A 3127-nucleotide genomic window follows, 5' to 3' on the forward strand; every position below is an offset into this window, starting at 1 on the left:
CCGCATACACATTCCGCAAGGAACTTGCGACCTTGGGCACCGAGTATTCAGTCAGCAATCGTGTGATCCTTGGAGTCGACGTTATCTTCAAGGAATTTGCGCGCCTCGATTCCGTGGCCAATGGCATGGGCTTGGCTGGCGCTGACAAGACAGCCTACATCATCGAGCAGGCACGGCCAGTGGTGGCGGCCTACAACGACCACTTCTATCGCGATGCAGCCAGTAGTCACGTCATCAAGACGCTCGCTCTGAAGGACACCCCAGAGGGCGCCGCCTATGACGCCCATGTCAGGGCCACCTTCAATGTTGTCGGATACGTGGTGACGGACGTCGTGATGCACGACGACAACTCCTCCAGCGCCAGTGTGATCTACGAGAACGGGGACCGTCGCGATGTGGTTTTTGACTCATTGGGCAATCTCTATCAGGAGCATCGCGCGGCCGCGAATGGCGACGGCACCACGACGCGATATGACACCTCTGGTCACGTTACCGAATCCACCGAAATCGACGGCGCGCAAAACAACGCGGACTACTCCACGCGCTTCACTGCCTACGACTCGAATGGCCAAATCGACTTCACGGACTTTTATCGCGACGACGGTACGCGCGACCGCTCGGACAACGATCAGAGTGGCGGCCAGAACTGGACGCGCCTTGATTCGCACTTCGATGTGCAGGGCCGCGAGGACTATCGGGTTGCGGCGCTGGACGACGGCAGCAAGGACTGGACCGATTTCGATCAGTCCAATGTCCGTGGCGACAGCATCTGGGCCAGTCACTTCGACGCGCAAAACCGCGAAGACTGGCGCAGCGTTTCCCTGGACGATGGCAGCAAGGATTGGACCGACTTCGATCAGTCCAACGTCCGCGGCGACAGCATCTGGGCCAGTCACTTCGATGCGCAGGGGCGCGAGGACTATCGCCGCGTGGTCCTGGACGACGGCGGCAAGGATTGGACCGACTTCGATCAGTCCAATGTCCGTGGCGACAGCATCTGGGCCAGCCACTTCGATGCGCAAGACCGTGAAGATTGGCGTACCGTGACCATGGACAACGGCAGCCGCGACCGGACCGATTTCGACCAGGACGGCAGCCAGGGCTGGAATCGGATCGAATCGCACATTGATGCCCAAGGTCGCGAAGATGGCGCCAATGTGTTCATGGACAACGGCCGCCGCAACTCATACAACTACGATCAGGACGGCAGCCAAGACTGGAGCCGGATCGAAGCGAGCTTCGATGCCCAAGGCCGCGAAGACGACGCAAGAATGTTCATGGACAACGGCCTGCGCTACTCCTACGACTACGACCAGGAYGGTAGCCAGAGCTGGAGCCAGATCGTGTCACGTTACGATGCTTTGGGGCGCGAGGATGCCGCCCAAGTGCTCATGGATGACGGCTGGCGCACCGCGTACGACTTTGATCAGGACGGTAGCCAGAGCTGGAACCGGGTTGAATCGAGATTGGACACCTGGGGCCGTGAGGACAGCGCCAACATGTTCATGGACGACGGCAGCCGCAACGCTTACGACTATGACCAGGATGGCAGCCACGGCTGGAGCCGGGTGGAAACGAGGTTTGATGCTTGGGGTCAGCAGGACTTCTCCACCAGATTCTTTGACGATGGTTCGCGCTTTTTTGTTGACTTCGACTTCTACGGGCCGGGCAAACATGACATGCATGGCTATAACGCCTTAGGCCGCCAAACCTTTTGGGGCGAGCAGATCAAGGGGTCGGTGTCCACGGTCGTCGGCCAGTGGAATGCTGCTTGGGGCGAGGGCCTGGCTGTCAACCTCGTGATTCCCGCCAGTGGGACGCAAACGCCACCAACGTTCGGCGGTGGCATCCCATCTTTGCCGCCGCTATACGATGGCGGCAATGGGGTCATCACTTGGCCCATTCCCGATCACAATGTGTACGGGACACCTTTACCGCCTTTCCAAGGGTAGGCCACGACGATTGGCGCAGTAGAAGCGCGATCTCTTCGCACGCCACTGATCATTTGACGGTGAAAAAGGCGTTGGCGGCCTTGCCCCGAGGCGGTCAATGCCAAGCATCTGGCATCAACCTAATCTATCTCTAACCTAGGCGCGGCGGAAGAGCAGCACCGAATTCGTGCCGCCGAACGCGAACGAGTTGCTCATGGCGGCTTCGAGCGCCGGCGCAGCCGTGTCGTCCTGCTTCACGAGGTTCAGGCTGCAGGCCGGATCGATCTCGTTGCAGTTGGCGTTGGGCGGCAGTTGCCGACGGTGCAAGGCAAGCACCGTGATGAGTGCCTCGATGGCGCCTGCCGCGCCGAGCATGTGGCCGTGCAGTGCCTTGGTGGAGCTGACGCGCAGCTCGCCGAGATCGTCGCCCCACACCTCTGCCAGCGCGTTGCGCTCGACCACGTCGCCGATGCGCGTGGCCGTGCCGTGCGCGTTGCAGTAGCCCACGTCGCGCGGTTGCAGGCCGGCCTGCCGCAGGGCCTGGCGCAGTGCGCGCGTCTGGCCCGGTGCATCGGGCTTGGTGAGATGGGTGGCGTCGCTGCTCAGGCCCCAACCGGCCAGCGTGGCGTAGCTGCGGGCGCCGCGACGGGCTGCACGCTCGGCGGATTCGAGCACCAGGAAAGCAGAGCCCTCGCCGAGCGCGAACCCGCTGCGGTCGCTGGCAAAGGGTCGCACGGCGCCGGCCGCTTCGCCGGGCTGGAAGTTCGCCAGCGTCTGCATCGCCTGCCAAGCCAGCACCACGCCCGGCACGATCAGCGCTTCGCTGCCGCCGGCGATGGCCATGTCGACTTCGCCGCGCTGGATCGCCTTGGCGGCTTCGGCAATGGCCACCGACGACGAGGCGCAGGCGACGGAATAGGTGAGCACCGGCCCCTGCACGCCCTGGCGCATGGCCACATGGGCGGCGGGCGCGTTCGGCATGAAGGCGGGAATGGTGAGCGGCGACACGCGCCCGTTGCCGCGGTAGGCGGCCTCGAGCGCTGCGGCGCCGCCCATGCCGCAGCCGGCGTAGACGCCCACGCGTTCGGGGTCGGCGTCGCCGACGGCAAGGCCCGCATCGCGCAGCGCGAGGTCGGCCGCGGCCACCGCGAGTTGGCTCACGCGATCGACGCCCGCGAGCTGGAGCTTGGTGAACC

The 3127-nt window shown here is 63.6% G+C and carries 2 protein-coding genes; one reads left to right on the forward strand and one right to left on the reverse strand.

Annotation, left to right across the window (positions count from 1 at the left end; all coding sequences use genetic code 11):
- A partial coding sequence (locus tag AC1DXX_RS33180; RefSeq protein WP_478138447.1) for a hypothetical protein occupies window positions 1–1952 on the forward strand: 1952 nt, incomplete at its 5' end.
- 135 nt (window positions 1953–2087) lie between these two features.
- On the opposite strand, the gene AC1DXX_RS33185 is transcribed toward AC1DXX_RS33180, so the two are convergent.
- On the reverse strand, window positions 2088–3127 hold a 1040-nt coding region (locus tag AC1DXX_RS33185), incomplete at its 5' end, for a beta-ketoacyl-[acyl-carrier-protein] synthase family protein (RefSeq protein ID WP_478138448.1).

This window comes from Variovorax sp. P4_B10 (assembly GCF_056402375.1).